Origin of the sequence: Pseudoalteromonas tunicata, from assembly GCF_002310815.1 — a bacterium.
Lineage (GTDB): Bacteria > Pseudomonadota > Gammaproteobacteria > Enterobacterales > Alteromonadaceae > Pseudoalteromonas > Pseudoalteromonas tunicata.
This window is the reverse complement of the sequence record NZ_CP011032.1, coordinates 1,629,445-1,644,777: the sequence shown is the minus strand read 5'-3', so window position 1 is coordinate 1,644,777 and position 15,333 is coordinate 1,629,445. Positions and strand designations below refer to the sequence as shown.

Annotated in this window: 14 protein-coding genes; 9 read left to right on the top strand and 5 right to left on the bottom strand. The window is 39.0% G+C overall.

The window, feature by feature from the left end:
- Positions 1–16 precede the first annotated feature (16 nt).
- Genes PTUN_RS07610 through PTUN_RS07590 form a run of 5 tightly spaced genes read left to right on the top strand, consistent with a single transcriptional unit; the run spans position 17 to position 3,076 of the window.
- Entirely contained in the window at positions 17–406 is a 390-nt protein-coding gene (locus PTUN_RS07610; RefSeq protein ID WP_009839642.1) for an ACT domain-containing protein, read from the top strand.
- Positions 403–915 (top strand): PTS glucose transporter subunit IIA, encoded by a 513-nt coding sequence (locus PTUN_RS07605; protein ID WP_009839641.1) that lies wholly within the window; start codon positions 403–405, stop codon positions 913–915. Before PTUN_RS07610 ends, PTUN_RS07605 begins: the two co-directional genes overlap by 4 nt.
- A gap of 18 nt (positions 916–933) precedes the next feature.
- Positions 934–1,278, top strand: coding sequence for an ArsC family reductase (locus PTUN_RS07600; protein WP_040644123.1), 345 nt, complete (start codon positions 934–936; stop codon positions 1,276–1,278).
- Complete coding sequence (dapE, locus tag PTUN_RS07595) at positions 1,275–2,408, top strand: succinyl-diaminopimelate desuccinylase (RefSeq protein WP_009839639.1); 1,134 nt, start codon at positions 1,275–1,277, stop codon at positions 2,406–2,408. The genes PTUN_RS07600 and dapE overlap by 4 nt, the downstream gene beginning before the upstream one ends.
- On the top strand, positions 2,405–3,076 hold the full coding sequence (locus tag PTUN_RS07590; RefSeq protein WP_009839638.1) for a M15 family metallopeptidase: 672 nt from the start codon (positions 2,405–2,407) through the stop codon (positions 3,074–3,076). The genes dapE and PTUN_RS07590 overlap by 4 nt, the downstream gene beginning before the upstream one ends.
- A 23-nt stretch (positions 3,077–3,099) precedes the next feature.
- Here the strand turns inward: PTUN_RS07590 and PTUN_RS07585 are convergent, their stop codons facing one another.
- Positions 3,100–4,320, bottom strand: a complete 1,221-nt coding sequence (locus PTUN_RS07585; RefSeq protein ID WP_009839637.1) for a pyridoxal phosphate-dependent aminotransferase — start codon at positions 4,318–4,320, stop codon at positions 3,100–3,102.
- Between the two features lie 81 nt (positions 4,321–4,401).
- Positions 4,402–4,746: an Hpt domain-containing protein gene (locus tag PTUN_RS07580; protein WP_009839636.1), complete on the bottom strand. Its 345-nt coding sequence runs from the start codon at positions 4,744–4,746 to the stop codon at positions 4,402–4,404.
- Between the two features lie 175 nt (positions 4,747–4,921).
- Between PTUN_RS07580 and PTUN_RS07575 the strand changes: the two genes are divergently transcribed.
- From PTUN_RS07575 to PTUN_RS07565, 3 genes are read left to right on the top strand one after another with little or no spacing between them, the layout of a single operon-like run.
- Positions 4,922–7,000: a sensor domain-containing protein gene (locus tag PTUN_RS07575; protein WP_009839635.1), complete on the top strand. Its 2,079-nt coding sequence runs from the start codon at positions 4,922–4,924 to the stop codon at positions 6,998–7,000.
- Positions 7,001–7,029: 29 nt separating this feature from the next.
- A complete protein-coding gene (locus tag PTUN_RS07570; RefSeq protein ID WP_040644122.1) occupies positions 7,030–7,629 on the top strand; it encodes a tRNA-uridine aminocarboxypropyltransferase in 600 nt (199 codons plus the stop codon).
- Between the two features lie 2 nt (positions 7,630–7,631).
- On the top strand, positions 7,632–8,420 hold the full coding sequence (locus PTUN_RS07565; RefSeq protein WP_009839633.1) for a CLCA_X family protein: 789 nt from the start codon (positions 7,632–7,634) through the stop codon (positions 8,418–8,420).
- Here the strand turns inward: PTUN_RS07565 and PTUN_RS07560 are convergent.
- The 3 genes from PTUN_RS07560 to apbC all read right to left on the bottom strand — a co-directional run bounded on the left by PTUN_RS07560 (position 8,417) and on the right by apbC (position 12,768).
- Entirely contained in the window at positions 8,417–10,921 is a 2,505-nt protein-coding gene (locus tag PTUN_RS07560; RefSeq protein ID WP_009839632.1) for an EAL domain-containing protein, read from the bottom strand. The genes PTUN_RS07565 and PTUN_RS07560 overlap by 4 nt on opposite strands.
- 169 nt (positions 10,922–11,090) lie before the next feature.
- The gene (gene dcd, locus PTUN_RS07555) at positions 11,091–11,681 is read right to left on the bottom strand and encodes a dCTP deaminase (RefSeq protein ID WP_009839631.1); all 591 of its coding nucleotides are present in this window, start codon (positions 11,679–11,681) and stop codon (positions 11,091–11,093) included.
- A 4-nt stretch (positions 11,682–11,685) separates the two neighbouring features.
- Positions 11,686–12,768 (bottom strand): iron-sulfur cluster carrier protein ApbC, encoded by a 1,083-nt coding sequence (gene apbC / locus PTUN_RS07550; protein WP_009839630.1) that lies wholly within the window; start codon positions 12,766–12,768, stop codon positions 11,686–11,688.
- Positions 12,769–12,965: 197 nt separating this feature from the next.
- On the opposite strand from apbC, the gene metG reads away from it, so the two are divergent.
- A complete protein-coding gene (gene metG / locus PTUN_RS07545; protein ID WP_009839629.1) occupies positions 12,966–14,987 on the top strand; it encodes a methionine--tRNA ligase in 2,022 nt (673 codons plus the stop codon).
- The last annotated feature ends 346 nt before the right edge of the window (positions 14,988–15,333 follow it).

Below are 15,333 nucleotides of genomic sequence, written 5' to 3'. Positions count from 1 at the left end.
CATTCAAGGAAGTACTATGTCAAAACAAACTCTCGAGTTGATGAATGAAACCTTCACGATTCATAGCTTTGATCCATCAACACCTATTCCGAATGAAGTTTACCAAGCCAGTATTTTCTTTATTGCAAAAACCTATGACGAACTTTCGATTGTTTGCCCTGATTCATTCAAGTTGCAAAGTGATGAGTGCGAAACTGGATGGGCCGCGCTCGAAGTATTAGGCCCTTTGGGATTTTCTTTAACTGGGATCCTTTCAAATATTTCTGGTGTGCTTGCCAACGAAAAAATCTCGATTTTTGCAATCTCAACCTTTGATACCGATTATATTTTAGTTAAACAAGATGATATTACATCTGCGGTCAGTAGCTTACGCAAAAGTGGCTATCGAGTTACTAACGTGCCATGAGTGTTATTCATCGCCAAGTCATTAGCGCAAATCAAAATCAGTTAGCCGGTATTGGTTTACCCGTATTTAGCCCAATCTCAGGAAAAATACTGCCTCTGACCTCACACCCTGAGGCTCTTTTTTCTCAGGGTATTATGGGATGTGGACTTGCCATGACGTTAACAGGGCATAAAGTATTTGCCCCTTTTGATGGCAGTGTAGAGCAAATTCGCGCTGGTGGTACTGAGTTCATTTTAAAATCTCGCCAAGGGATCAGAATGATGATTGCGTTGAGTATTGCAACTGACTATTTACCATTACCTGGACTGTGTTTTTATGTGCAAGAAGGACAGCAGTTCAAAGCACAAGATGCGCTCTTTTATGCTGACTTTCGACACGTACCCCAGCCCATTTTCGCCGCAATCACCGTGTTAAATCATGATAAACTCGGTGGCATTTATTATTGTTTACAACAAGCGCGTGCGCCGCAAGACATTCTATTTCACATCACAGCACGCAACAAACGCTAACCAAATTTAGGACTTCTTATGACCATAATGTATGGGATCCCCAACTGTGACACGATTAAAAAAGCAAAAAAGTGGCTTGAAAGTCACAATATTACCTTTGAGTTTCATGACTACCGTAAACAAGGGCTCACCCTTGAATTACTTCAAACCTTTGAAACAGCATTAGGTTGGCAAGCACTTGTAAATACACGTGGTACAACGTTTCGCCAGTTACCAAAAGAGCAACAAGAGAATTTGAACAAAGACAGCGCACTGGCTTTATTATTAGCGCATCCAGCAATGATAAAACGACCATTATTAGTACACAATCAAGTGCACCACCTTGGCTTTAAAGCAGATCAATACCAAGAGATATTTGCATGAGTCAATCAGAGGTTATTACACTTGCCCAAGCACTCATTCAGCGCCCATCAGTGACACCAAAAGATGAAGGCTGCCAAACGTTAATGGCTGAGCGTTTGAAAAAGCTTGGATTTTCGATTGAAGAGCTGTTTTTTGTTGATACCCAAAATATGTGGGCTCGAAAAGGGCAGCAGTCTCCTCTCTTTTGCTTTGCAGGCCATACTGATGTGGTACCAACAGGACCAATAAATGCGTGGCACTTAGACCCATTTGCAGCCACTGTGCAAGATGGTTATCTGCATGGTCGAGGGGCTGCCGATATGAAAGGCTCTTTGGCCGCAATGATTGTCGCGACAGAGCGCTTCATCACTGATTTTCCCGACCATAAAGGGTCTATAGCTTTTTTAATTACATCAGATGAAGAAGGCCCTTTTATTAATGGTACGACACGTGTCATTGACGTGCTTGAAGCTCGTAACGAAAAAATTGATTTGTGTTTAGTGGGTGAACCTTCATCGACTCATCAAGTTGGCGATGTAGTTAAAAATGGCCGCCGAGGCTCATTAACTGGTTTTGTAACAGTAAAAGGGATCCAAGGCCATGTCGCTTACCCTCAGCTTGCGAAAAATCCAATTCATTTAGTAAGCCCTGCTCTGACTGAGCTCAGCCAAACCGTGTGGGATCAGGGTAATGCATTTTTCCCTGCAACTAGTTTTCAGATTTCGAATATTCAAGCAGGCACAGGTGCCGGTAATGTGATTCCGGGCGAGCTTGATGTGCAGTTTAATTTTCGTTTTAGTACGGAAGTTACTGTGGAGCAGTTACAAGTTCGGGTGGTCTCAATTTTAGATCATTATGGCTTTGACTATGATATTAACTGGATTATTAATGGTTTACCTTTTTTAACAGCTGAAGGCTCGTTAGTTGAAGCGACAGTGAAAGCAATCAAGCAAGTGCAGCACATCGAGACCTCACTAGAAACAACTGGTGGCACTTCAGATGGTCGATTCATTGCTCAAACTGGCGCACAAGTAGTTGAATTAGGACCCTGTAATGCAACCATCCATAAAGTGAATGAATGTGTCAGCATTGAAGATCTTGAGAGACTCACCGATATTTATTATCACATTTTACGAGAAATTTTGGCGTGAGTTTATCGCATCAGTTACTTGGGCAAAGTCGCGAACATTTAGTGCCGTTTGGCCAGCATTTCATTCATCCTGCAATACAAAGTGATTTACAACGGCTTTGTACTGCGGCTGAAGATGCAGGTTTTGATTTAACGATAGCCTCGAGTTTTCGTGACTTTGAACGCCAACGGCTCATTTGGAATAATAAATTTTTAGGGAACCGCCCCGTTTTAGATGCAATTGAGCAACCAATTGACATTAGCAAGTTGTCGACACTCGAGCTCTGTCATGCAATTTTACGATTTTCTGCTTTGCCTGGTGCAAGCCGTCATCATTGGGGCACCGACCTTGATATTTTTGATGCAAATGCGGTCGATAAAAAGTATCAACTTAAACTCGAGCAACAAGAATACCAAGCGAATGGCCCCTTTTATGCGTTTAATCATTGGCTGGATTTACATTTGGGGGACTTTGGTTTTTTTCGCCCGTATGCCCGTTATCAAGGCGGGGTGGCCTCAGAGCCTTGGCATATCAGCCATCAAATGCAAAGCCAATTAATGGCAAGTGCTTATGATTTAACCATGCTCGAGGCGCAAATAACTGAGCATGAGGTTGAAGGTAAAACTACGTTACTTGAACACTTACCCACTATTTATCAAACTTTTATTACTAATATTTGCCAGCCTTAATGCGTAAGGCTGGCAATAACTAGCTATCGGTCTTGCTTGTAGTTATCAAAAAAGCGAGCCATTTGGGCTAATGCAGGTTTAAGTTGATCTTGATGGGGTAAAAATACTAATCGGAAGTGATCGGGCTCTGGCCAGTTGAACGCGCGGCCATGTACTAGCAAAATCTTTTCTTGCATCAATAAATCGTAGATTAATTTTTCATCATCATGCACATTAAACTTCGCACGATCAAATTTCGCAAAAGCGTATAGTGCCCCTTTTGGTTTAACACATGAGATGCCGTCAATTGCATTTAAACCTTGATACACAATATCGCGTTGTTGGTATAAACGCCCTGTGGGCCTAATTAAATCATCAATTGATTGAACACCACCTAATGCCTGTTGAATCGCATATTGAGCCGGCACATTTGCGCACAAGCGCATTGATGCCAACATATCAAGTCCTTGAATATAATCATGCATCGAGGCAAGCTTACCGCTTAATACCATCCAGCCCATTCGTAAACCCGCTGCGCGGTAGGTTTTAGCTAAGCCATTGAAAGTAATGATTGGCAAATCATCACATAAACTGCCAACTGAGGTAAAAGTGACGCCGTCATAAAGAATTTTTTCATAAATTTCATCCGAAAAAATTAATAACTTATGCTCACGAGCAACACCTATTAGGTCTTGGATCATCGCAACATCGTAAACAGCGCCTGTTGGATTGTTTGGGTTAATCAAGACTATCGCTTTTGTCTTACTGGTAATTTTACTGCGGATATCATTAATATCAGGGAACCAGTCTTGCTGTTCATCACATAAATAATGAACTGGCGTACCGCTAGCTAGACGCACCGCTGCTGTCCAAAGTGGGTAATCAGGTGCAGGGATCAGTACTTCATCACCATCATTAAGTAATGCCTGAGTACTGAGTTGAATTAACTCACTAACACCGTTACCAATATAAATATTATCGACATCTAAATTAAAAAAGTTTTTTTGCTGATAATGCTGATAAATTGCGACTCGGGCGGAATACAAGCCCTTTGCATCACAATAGCCTTGTGCTGAGGAAAGATTACGAATGATGTCTTTATGCATATCCTCAGGCATATCAAAACCAAAGGCTGCAGGGTTACCGATATTTAATTTAAGGACCTTTTGTCCTTCGTCTTCCATACGACGAGCTTGTTTTAAAACCGGCCCTCGTATGTCATAACACACACCCTCTAATTTGTTACTCTTTTTTATGATCGGCATAGTCCACCCCTATTGAATTAGGCTAAGACTATCCGATCTAACACGTTATAAAAAGGGGGTAAAACTGAATTATATTCAATTTTATTGAGTGACGAGCCAAGAAGTCATTTTTTCTTTAGTGCTTGAGATATGTGGTGCCAATTGCTCTAGATAAACTCGTGCCTGGTTTGACTCAGAGCCACCTAATAAATGTTCAATTTGTCGCGCAATTTCGGCCAAAGAAACAGCACCAAACTGTGCAGCATTTGATTTTAAACTGTGAGCATTTCGCACCGCTGTTTCTTGGTCGGTATCAAAGTGTTCCGCAAGTTCCTGATGTAACCTATCAAACTCACTATGACAAAATAACAAAGTACTTTCAAAGTGCTCACCGAGTAACGTTTGCATGCTCGTAAGTGCGGCCTCATCAATAACAACATTTTGCATCTTAATAGCCTATTTCGTGTTAACATTATTAAAAGTTTAAACAAGGATGTCGTAAAAACCTAATATTTAAAAAAATTTTTACTTTAGATAAATCAAAAATTTGAATCTAAACTAAACAACACTATAATTTCCTTTTAATTTAAAAAATATAATATAAAAGATAGGCTATTCAAGGATGAATCCAACACCGCTTTTTGATACCCTCCTCGCAAATGCTCAACATGGTATTTTACTTGTCAATCAAGACACTGAGATTGTTTACCTTAACCCTTGGCTGGAACGCCGGGCAAGCATTGAACTAAATTTATCAAAAGGAGAGCCAGTTAAAGATACTTTTAATCTTCAATCAGATTGTCATTTTATTCAAACACTAGACAACTGCTTAAGACAACAAGACAGTATGACGCTCACTCCACCTAATAATACTTATTCACTCCCTTTATTTGATACCGACAAATGCAGCACAATTTGCCAGCAAATTCAATTTAAACCCTTTTATTATCAAGACTCCCTGCATTGTTTAATTGAAATTTTTGATATCACAGATACGCTATTTCGCTCAGAGCAATCACATCAGCGCACGCAATCCTTATTAAGCATGACTAAAAATCTTAAGTCATCCGAGAGTAAACTGAGAAATGTTATCGATCATATTCAGCAAGGTTTGCTCACTTTTGATGCCAAAGGGTTAGTATTAGATTACAACACTGAAGTTAAAACGCTGTTTAACTCACCACTAATAGACATTACCGAGATTTTACCCGAACTAAATTTACGTGATTTATCAATGGATGATGCCCTAACGCAATTAGGTCTTAACAATCAGCAAACCTGGTTTGAACTCAAACATTGCCAACAGTTAACCGATCGTCATTTTGAGATTTGTATTTGTAAAATTGACCAAGCCGATAAATTATTTTACCTCGCACAGCTTCGAGACATCACGGCACTCAAAAAACAACAGCAGCATTTAAGTGAAGTCGCTCGAATTGATCCATTAACAGGTATTGCAAATCGCTTAGTATTGGATGATCGCATTGCCCAAGCCCTGGCTCGCAGTCAACGAACCGGTCATTTAATGGCGATGGTACTTCTTGATTTAGATGAATTTAAGCAAATTAATGACTCTTTAGGCCATCAAGCAGGAGACAAATTATTAAAGATATTGGCCAATAGGCTCACCAAAGTCGTACGTAAAACAGATACAGTTGCCCGTCTAGGGGGCGACGAGTTTTGCATCATTTTTGAAAAAATTGATTCGCAAGAACAATGTCGTGACATGTTAAAAAAACTGATTATTCAGGTTGAAAAAAGCACCCTGCTTAGTGGTCACGCTATCAATCCTAAAGCCAGTATTGGGGCATGTATTTGTCGCGGCGATATTGATAAGCAGGAACTATACAAACGCGCAGATGCAGCCATGTATCAAGCAAAAAAAATGACTCGTGGCTCAATTAAAATTTACCAGCACAATGAAGAACAAAAACGACAATCAACGTTACAAATTCAACTTGAAAAAGGCCTTGATTACACTGAGTTAGAGCTTTATTTTCAACCTAGTTTGTCGACCAATGATCAAGAGTTAGTGAGTATTGAGGCACTCCTTAGATGGCGCTTTAATGGTAAAGCAATGTTACCTAAACAATTTATTAGTTTAATGGAACAAGATGGCTGCTTTACTCAAATCGAGCGTTGGGTGATCCACGAAGCGTGTAGACAACGCAAAAGTTGGTTGCAAAAAGAGCTAATTGAAGACTCCGTGACGTTAGCAGTCAATATTTCACAATCGTTTTTCTATCATCCAAGTTTAATTAAAATGCTGAAAAATGAGCTCAATCGCTTCGATCTTGCGCCTTCAATGCTCGAACTTGATATAAAAGAAGCTACTTTACTCCTTTCGAGTAAACGAGCAGCGAAAATCATGAGTGATTTAAAAGAACTCGGTGTAAAAATTGCGATTGATAACTTTGGCTTAGGTATGTCTTCACTTGCTATTTTACATCATCATCCGATTGATCGCATTAAGCTCGATAAGCAACTCTTTCACAACAATGCCACAGAGAGCTTGCCGCTAATTGTTGGCATTATTGAAGCGGCGCGCTCATTAAAGATAGATGTACTGGCAGAAGGAATTGAAAATCAAACCATGTTGGAATATTTACAAGAATATAAATGTGATGCTTATCAAGGTTATGTGATTGCTAAACCAAGTCGCAGTGAAGTATTTGAATCTTTTTTGAAGAATACCGTATAATCCGCTTTTATTTTTAAATTCGATATTTTATGTCCCGTTTGTTATGTACTGTTTGTTGCTATCCTCAGTTGCAATGTGTCTGCAAATGGGCCTCTCCCATTGACAATAAAACCTCTGTATTTGTAATGCAGCATCCAAGTGAAGTTAAAGCGGCTAAGAATACCGTGAGATTAACAAGTTTGTGCTTAAAAAACATTCGTGTTTTTATCGGCGAACAACCCAATGATTATATGCCGTTACAGCAATTAGATGTTGAAAGTACCTTTGTCGTTTATCCGGATCAATCGGATCTTTTTATTGAGTCTTTGCCTCGCACTCAGCTAACTAAAGATAAAATAAACCTGATTTTTTTAGATGGTACTTGGAAAAAAACATATAAACTACTGAAGCTCAATCCATGGTTAACGCGCTATAAATTTATTTCGTTTGCTCATATGCCAAAAGGACAATACCACATTCGTAAAGCGCCTCGACTTGATAGTTTATCAACACTTGAGGCGATAGCGTATAGCTTAACGCAACTTGAGCAACTTGATGTTTGCCCGTTGTATCATTTACTTGATGCAATGATGGAACAACAATTTAGCGCTATGCCAACTTCGGTTAAACAGCGCTATCTAGATACATAACTATGAAACCACTCGGGATAGAGAAGCTCTATTATCGTCAAGGCCCTGATCATCGCAAGGGGCTTAATACCAACTTTCTGCAGATAAAAAATACCTTTGGCTTTAAAGGGATCACACTTGGTAAATGGGTTAACGACAACGAAAAACAATTAGCCGCGAATTTAATTTTTGATGCATTTTCAGACTTAGCACTTTTGCTTAACGTTGCCCCCATTGTGATTGGACTACGCGGTAATTTGAGTTTAGCGTTCGGTACAGGAGGCAGAAAAGGCGTACAAGCCCATTATAATTTTGCTTCTTGCACTCTACATTTAGCCAAAAATGCGGGCGCAGGGGCATTAGCGCATGAGTGGTGGCATGCATTTGATCACTACATCTGCCCGTTTTTATTTGCTTCATGTAGCCCTTTAGACTTCGCCTCATCACAATGGCTAAACCAACCAGCATTAACTCACCATCCTCTAAATCAACGGCTTGACCTTTTTTTCCAAGCCATTTTTTTAAGTGATGACTTGTGCCAAAGTAGTCAGTACGTAAAAACAGCCATTGAGATTGATCACACATTTCAAACCAACTACTTCAGCCAACCTGAAGAGTTGACTGCTAGAGCATTTGAATCTTGGCTACAAAACAGAACCGAGTTAAAAAATGAATATCTGGTCTCAGGCACAAAAAAAAGCAAACTGGCACTTCAAGGTGGCTATCCACTACGAGTTCATCAGCTGAAATATGGCGCTTGTTTATATGACTATTTTTCGTTATTGGGTGAGTTGTTAGAAAGTAAAGGTTAAGCAGATTGGGCGTAGCGTTCTAACCATTGGCAATATTCACTAAATGGCATGGGTTTAGAAAAGTAATAACCTTGCGCTATTTCACAGCCATATTGACGCAGCATTTTAGCTACCAATTCAGACTCAACGCCTTCAGCAACAACATATGCATCAAGATTTTTTGCCATCTCAATAGTGGTTTTACAAATAGTTTGATGTCGACGGTTACTTTCTAAATTAAACACAAATTGTTTATCTATTTTTATTTCATGAAAACCTAACTGACTTAAATACGCAAGAGATGAGTAACCCGTACCGTAATCATCAATCGCAACTTTAATGCCCATTTCTTTAAAATCATCTAAAACATTTTTCGCTTCAGTTTTATCTTTTACCGTCGCAGACTCTGTTAATTCAATCACAATCGAAGATGGTTTTATATTCAACTCGGTTAATAATGTCAGGAGTTGAACGGGCAATTCTCGTTTATTTAAGTCTCGAGCTGAAATATTAATCGAAATTTTGTGGCTCGGTAAAGATGAGAGTATGTGTTTATGATGCAAAAGCGCCTGCTCAACCACCCATTCGGTAATTTCGTTAATAAGACCAGCAGATTCAGCAACTGGGATAAACTCATCTGGCGGTATAAAACCTAATTCTGGGTGTTTCCATCGCAGTAATGCTTCGCTACCATAAATTGAATTATTGCGTAAATCAATTTGCGGTTGGTGATACAAGCTAAATTCATTATTTGCGATCGCTTGATGCAAATCTGCGGCTAATTTAAGTCGATTGCGCATTAATGCATCTGTGTCTTGTTGATAAAGACACCAATGATCGACCTCACCCGCGGCAAATTGCAGTGATTGTAAGGCTCGCTGAATCAATAAATCGGCACTTAATGCATGCACTGGATAACTAGCAATGCCGATATCAACTTGGCCAACAAGATAAGTACCATCTAAATAAATTCCCTGCTCAAGCGCTTCTTTAATATTAGACACATATTGTTCGATAAGCAGCTCTTCTATTTTTGTGTCAATCAATAGGGCAAAAGTCTCATCGTTAAAACGACAAATAAATACAGATGAGCCTTGATTACGTTCTTCAAATATAAACATATTAAGGCCATCAAGCTTATCGTTCAGCTGAAAACACAATTCAATTAAGTATTCGTTGGCATGCACAATACCAAAATTGGCGCGAGTCGTGGTGTAAGTATATGGTTTAAAGAATAATAGCGTATGCGCCCGACCAGCAAGATGCAATTGTGCCAATGCCTTATTAAGTACGATATGATTAGGCAAACCACATACAGGGTCATGGGTCGATAAATACTGATGCTTTTGTTCTTTCACTCGATAACGCTCAGCATGGGCAAGAGTGATTAATGCAACTTGTAATACGATCGCAAGCATAAAAGAGTTTGTCATTAAATGATCATAAGGAACCACACCGTAATAATTTAAAGGCACTATCAAGCTCGCGTAATAAATAGGCAACCAGCTGATAATAAACGTTTTACTCCAGCGCTCTTTATTAGAGTAGCTATTGCTTAGAATCCAAGTCATTAGGCCATAAAAGGCCACTTGACTCACCGTTATTAGCTGATTATTAAATTGCTCAGGTAAGAAAATACAAATCAATGCCAGTATAAAACATAAAAAAGAAAAATACTGACCAACTAAAACACTGCGCATGGGTTGCTGGGAATGTGATTTCAAAAACTCAACGGCAAATAAAATAGCAAATCCTGCCATCAGGAATTTAAAGCTCACATCCTGCCCTACAAGTTTAAATACAAGATCATCAGGTAAAATAAAATAAATATAACCATGGCTCAACCCCGTCACTAATAAGGCAGAAATAAGAAAGCTACTGTGGTAAAGATACATATAACTGCGGCTATAGATAAACAAAGCGCCGTTATAAAACAGCATCAGTAGTACAATTCCGATATAAACACCCCAAAGAGCAAATTCAACATTAACTGTTTGATCAAAACTTGCTATTGAATGTAAATACACAGGAACATGAGGCAAACCATTGCTTTTAACACGAATAAATAAAGTGGCGCTACTGTTAGCAGGTAAATTCGATAACAAATGAGGAAAAGCCTTGCTGCTAATTGGAGCAATATGCTTGTGGCGACCAAGTGTTGCACTATCAATAAGTTGCTTATCTTTTACTAAATAAAAATCGATTAACTCTAAAGAAGGATTATCAAGATGTACTACAAAGTCACGTTGTTGAATATCTCGATTTGTCAGTGTGAGTTTCAACCATAATGATTCTGAAGCGTTAACCTGTGCAATACTAACTATTGATTCAAAAGGTAAATCTTCATGCGGCTGTATCAGTTGATTGATTGATAACTTATTGGAAGCATCATGAAAGACAGCAATTTCATCATTCACTAACTGGCCATTTGCAATGGATAACTCAAAAGCACTGAGGGTGAAGGGATAAAAACACCCAAAAAAAACAAATATAAATGCTAATAATCGTCCTTGACCAATCATTATTATCTCCCAAACCACGAACAATAATGAGTATGGAAGGTTTCAATGATAATGCCATTTTTTGTCTAGAAAATAGTGAAAATTTGTCCCGAATCAATAATAAAATGAATAGCTTCTGTGAAGTAATCAACAAAAAAAATAACATTAAAAAGGCACCGAAGTGCCTTAATTATATTTTTTTATCATCGCTTATTCGACTGGCCACTGCCCCATCTTGTCCCTTATATTTTGCATCAACTCTGACGTTATAAGGGTTATCAGCTGGACTCGACATGGTTTCAAAACTGAGCGCGCCAATTTTCATTAGCGGACGAAGCGCCAATGGCAGCTTTCCTGAATTATAAAATTCAAGCACAATATTGCCTGACCAACCTGGATCAATACGATGAGCGGTCACATGCACCATTAACCCTAAGCGCGCAAGAGACGAGCGACCATCAAGCCAACCAACAATATCAGCCGGTAACGTAACTGACTCATGAGTAATTGCCAAAGCAAGCTCACCTGGATGGAGAAAGAATGCCTCATCCCCTTTTAACACGATTTCATCGGTCATAATGGATTCCATCGCAAGGTTAAGCTGCTCTTTAGGTCCACTCAAATCGATATAAGGTGCGGCATGTTCTTGAAACACTCTAAATTTATTGCCTAGCCTTAAATCAACAGTGACACCCGATATCATCTCATCGGTTGGTGCCGGACTAATGCTAATGCGTTGTTGGGCTAGGTATTGCTTAATATCTCTATCTGATAATCTCATCTAATTAATCATCCGTAATGACTATTTCTAATTGATTTTGGGTCGCATCTTGGTAATAAAGCTGACTGGCAATGGTACGTGCAGCATCACAATAATTGTGCTTAATAACACTCTCACCCGCAAAACAAATTGATTGACCTTGCTCTGAATGTTCACGGATCCCAAGGTGCAGCGGTATTTGAGCTAATAAAGGCACACCATAACGATGAGCAAGCTCTTTGCCTCCATCATGACCAAATACATGGCTTGTTTCTCCACAATGACCGCATACAAATGCACTCATGTTTTCAATCAAACCAATAATAGGAATGTTGACTTTTTCGAACATCGCAATGCCTTTTTGTGCATCGGCGAGCGCCAAATCTTGCGGTGTTGTAACTATTACCGCCCCGCTAGCGGGAACCTTTTGACTCATAGTAAGTTGAATATCCCCAGTACCTGGCGGCATATCAACCACTAAATAGTCTAAATCACCCCAATCCGTTTCATTAAGTAATTGAGTTAAAGCTTGTGAAGCCATTGGACCGCGCCAAACCATCGCTTGCTCATTTGGCACTAAAAAACCGATTGATTGTGCTTTTAAGTTATGCGCTTGCATTGGTAACAATGTTTTATCATCTTTAGCTACGGGTTTTTGATCAGCTAAACCAAGTAACATAGGAATTGATGGCCCATAAATATCTGCATCTAAAATCCCAACCTTCGCACCTTCTAATGCAAAAGCCGCAGCTAAATTAACCGCTGTGGTTGATTTACCCACACCACCTTTACCAGAAGCCACTAAAATAATATGCCTAATGCTTGCTAACTTAGCAGGACTTTTAATCTGACATTCCATCTTTAATGCCACTTCATCAAGTGCAAGCTGCGTTTTTACAAATTGACTTATCAGTGCTTGTTCACCTGATGCTGCAAATCCGACTGACAAACTAAAAGACAGGGTGTTTTTTTTCCACGTTGAGGTGATAAGTTTGGCGCAATCCATCACTCCAACCGGAAAAACGGTAGAACGATATTGTGCCAACACTTCAACTAATTGAAGATTTCGTTTTTTGTCTTGATTGAATAATGAATTTAAAGCAAACATGAGAAGAAATTAAGGTTTCTATAATGAAAATTGCTGCAGAATTATGTAACATTCAACCCATTAACACCAGTCAAATCCATCAATTTGCAGTTTAAGCCATTTTACAGGCTACAAACTTGTTTATTATTGATATTAATTAACGCAAATTAACACTATTATTGTTGCAAATAGCAGCTTGGAACACGGTAACAACACTTATGGCACAGAGAAAAATTCTCATCACTAGCGCATTGCCTTATGCTAACGGCCCAACTCACTTAGGTCATTTATTAGAATATATTCAAACAGATATTTGGGCTCGCTTTCAAAAACTTCGCGGACACCAAGCTTATTATGTTTGTGCCGATGATGCGCACGGTACGCCGATTATGCTTAATGCACAAAAGCAAGGCATAACACCTGAAGAAATGGTGGCAAGAGTAAGCGTTGAAAGACAGCGTGATTTTGCGGATTTTAATATTCTGTTTGATAATTATCACAGCACTCACTCTCCAGAAAACAAAGTATTAAGCGAGCTTATTTATAACCGCTTAAATGATAAAGGCCACATCAAAAAACGTACTATTTCACAATTATTTGACCCTGAAAAAGGCATTTTCTTACCTGACCGTTTTGTAACGGGTACTTGCCCAAGTTGTGATGCGGTTGATCAAAATGGTGATAGCTGTGATGTCTGTGGTGCAACTTATAGTCCTACAGAACTAAAAGACCCTCGTTCAGTGATGAGCGGTGCAACACCAGTATTAAAAGACTCAGAACACTTTTTCTTCGATTTACCTGCTTTTGAGGGGATGTTGAAAACATGGCTTCGCTCAGGTTCAATCCAAAGTGAAATGGCCAATAAGCTAGAAGAATGGTTTGCAGATGGTCTACAACAATGGGATATCAGCCGCGATGCACCTTATTTTGGTTTTGAGATCCCAAATGCGCCAGGCAAGTATTTTTATGTCTGGCTTGATGCACCAATTGGTTATATGGCGAGTTTTAAGAACCTATGTGATAAAACAGGCTTAAATTTCGATGAATTTTGGTCAAAAGACTCAGATGCTGAGCTTTATCATTTTATCGGTAAAGACATTATTTATTTCCATAGTTTGTTTTGGCCTGCAATGCTTGAAGGTGCAGATTTCCGGAAACCAACCAATGTGTTTGCTCATGGCTTTGTCACAGTGAATGGCGCTAAAATGTCGAAGTCTAAAGGTACGTTCATCAAAGCTCGAACCTATTTAGATCACCTTAACCCCGAATATCTTCGCTACTACTTTGCGGCTAAATTAAATTCTGGCATTACTGATTTAGATCTTAACTTAGAAGATTTCGCACAGCGTGTTAATGCTGATTTAGTCGGCAAAGTGGTTAATATTGCAAGCCGTTGTGCTAGTTTCATTACCAAAAAATTTGATGGCACCTTAAGTGAAGTGATTTTAGACCCTGCACTTATCAGCGAATTTCAAAATGCGTCAGAGAGCATCGCCAACCATTTTGAAGGTCGCGATTACAGCCGAGCTATTCGTGAAATCATGGCATTAGCAGATAAAGCGAATCAATTTATTGATGCTCAAGCACCATGGGTGCTGATAAAAGATGAGTCAAAACAAGAGCTCGCTCATCAGGTATGTACTCAAGGTTTAAATATGTTCCGTTTATTAATGGTCTATTTAAAACCAGTATTACCAAAAATGGCATCGGATGTTGAAGCCTTCTTAAATACCGATTTGGCATGGGAAAGTGCTCAAACGGTATTAACTGGTCACACAATCAATCCATTTAAAGCATTAATGCAACGTGTTGAAATGGACAAAGTAAATGCGATGCTAGCTGATTCGAAAGAAAGCCTAGTACCAACGGTTAAAATCGATCCTAATAGCCCGTTAGCTAAAGAGCCAATTGCTGCTGAAATTGAATTCGATGATTTTGCAAAGGTTGATTTACGTATTGCTAAAATCGCTAAAGCAGAACACGTTGAAGGTGCCGAAAAACTACTTAAATTAACGCTTGATTTAGGTGGCGAAACTCGTCAGGTTTTTGCAGGTATTAAGTCTGCTTATCAGCCTGAAGATATTGAAGGCAAATTAACTGTAATGGTTGCTAACTTAAAGCCACGAAAAATGCGCTTTGGTCTGTCTGAAGGAATGGTGCTAGCAGCAGGTCCTGGTGGAAAAGAAATTTATATTCTTAACCCAGACGAGGGTTCAATCCCTGGTATGAGAGTTATGTAACATCCAGATAAAAAACGCACTTCGGTGCGTTTTTTATCTTTAAAATAAAACAAAACAAACCTTCCTCAAACAAATAAATCCAATTTGGTTATTGCCAGTTAATTTACTTTACAGTCACATTTTGTTGTAAATCAACTTGATTACATTAATTAACTAAAGAATGTGTTTAGCTTGATGCAACAGCTTGATCAGTACCTTATTTTAAAGTAAGTTAATACCATGAAATGTGGTTAAAGATAGACAGTCATAACGTTAAAAACTAATGTCTTGCATTCGTATTTTCCTATTTTAGGCGTCTATTCAATCAATAATACAGTTAAGCCACAGTTTTACTCACTATTTTGCA